The organism is Stenotrophomonas sp. 05L44_2 (assembly GCF_056665995.1).
Window position 1 is genome coordinate 1 of record NZ_JBFTNR010000888.1, and the last position, 1461, is coordinate 1461.

A 1461-nucleotide genomic window follows, 5' to 3' on the forward strand; every position below is an offset into this window, starting at 1 on the left:
CTCCAATCCGCTGCTGGAAATCGAAGACGCCGAAGCGCCCGCCGCCGAAGCTACCGATCCGGCCACCACCACGCTGGATACGGCCGCGTTCGACGAACTGCCCGAATCCTCGATGTGGGAGGTGTCCGGCGCCAACTGGCAGGACGGCGACGACGACCGCATGGCGCGCATCGCCGCTGGCGAGTCGAGCGACCCGCAGCTGCGCGTGCTGCAGCGCCTGGCGCTGGACCTGGACGAGCACGAACTGGCCGTGGCCGCCTTCTGGCTGGAACACTGCGACGATGCCGGCTACCTGCAGGCACCGCTGGCGCAGCTGCAGCTGCTGGCCAGCGCGCAGTTCGACATCGATGCCGACGGCGTTGAAGCTGTCCGCCAGCACCTGCTGCAGGGCGAGCCGGCCGGCATGGCCGCGCAGGACCTGCGCGAATCGCTGCTGGCCCAGCTGTGCAGCCTGCACGGCGTGGTGCCGGCCCGGCATCTGGCTGCGCGCATCCTGCAGGGCGCGCTCGATGCCTTGGCCGCGCACGACTACCCCGCCCTCGCCCGCCAGCACGATGCCGAGATCGAGGACGTGYGCGAAGCCGTCCGCCTGATCCTGTCGCTGCAGCCGCGCCCGGGCGACAGCCTGCTGCCCGAGCGCAATGCAGTGGTGGTGCCGGACGTGGTCGCCTGGCACGCCGACGAACAATGGAAGGTGGCGCTGAACCCGGCCACCAGCCGCCGGGTGTCGATCAACAGCCAGTACGAACAGGCTCTGGCTGACAGCGGTGAGGCTGCGCCGGCCCTGCGCGAGATGCTGCAGGAGGCACGCTGGTTCAGCCGCGGCCTGTCGATGCGTTACGACACCCTGCTGCGCACCGCGCGGGTGATCGTCGAGCGCCAGGCAGCCTTCCTGGTGCGTGGCGAGGAAGCCATGGCACCGCTGACCCTGAAGGAAGTGGCCGAAGAAATCGGCATGCACGAATCCACCGTTTCGCGCATCACCACCGGCAAGTACCTGCAGACCCCGCGCGGCACCTTCGAACTCAAGCACTTCTTCGCCGTGCGCCTGGAAGGGGCCAGCGTGTCCGGCCAAGCGGTCAAGGCCATGGTCCGCCGCCTGATCGACGCCGAACCGGCCGGACGCCCGCTGGCGGACGAGGCCATCGCTGGCCTGCTGTCCCGCCAAGGGGTGAACATTGCCCGTCGAACCGTCGCAAAATACCGCGAACAACTGGATATCGCCCCGGCCCGCGAACGGCGCCGGGTCAACGCCAGGCAACCGCAGCTGGCCCGGGTGGGCTGAAAAGGATGTTGGACATGAACAAGCTCACAGTTCTGCTGGTCGATGACCACGAGGGCTTCATCAACGCGGCCATGCGCCACTTCCGCAAGATCGACTGGCTGCAGATCGTCGGCAGCGCCGGCAACGGCCTGGAAGCGATCGAACGCTCGGAAAGCCTGCGCCCGCAGGTGGTGCTG

Annotated in this window: 2 protein-coding genes; both read left to right on the forward strand. The window is 68.6% G+C overall.

Annotated elements, in window-relative coordinates; translation table 11 throughout:
* Positions 1 to 1285, forward strand: a 1285-nt coding sequence (rpoN, locus tag AC1VAN_RS21680; RefSeq protein ID WP_480986726.1) for an RNA polymerase factor sigma-54, incomplete at its 5' end; no start/stop codon positions are given.
* A 14-nt stretch (positions 1286 to 1299) separates the two neighbouring features.
* On the forward strand, positions 1300 to 1461 hold a 162-nt coding region (locus tag AC1VAN_RS21685; RefSeq protein ID WP_480986727.1), incomplete at its 3' end, for a response regulator.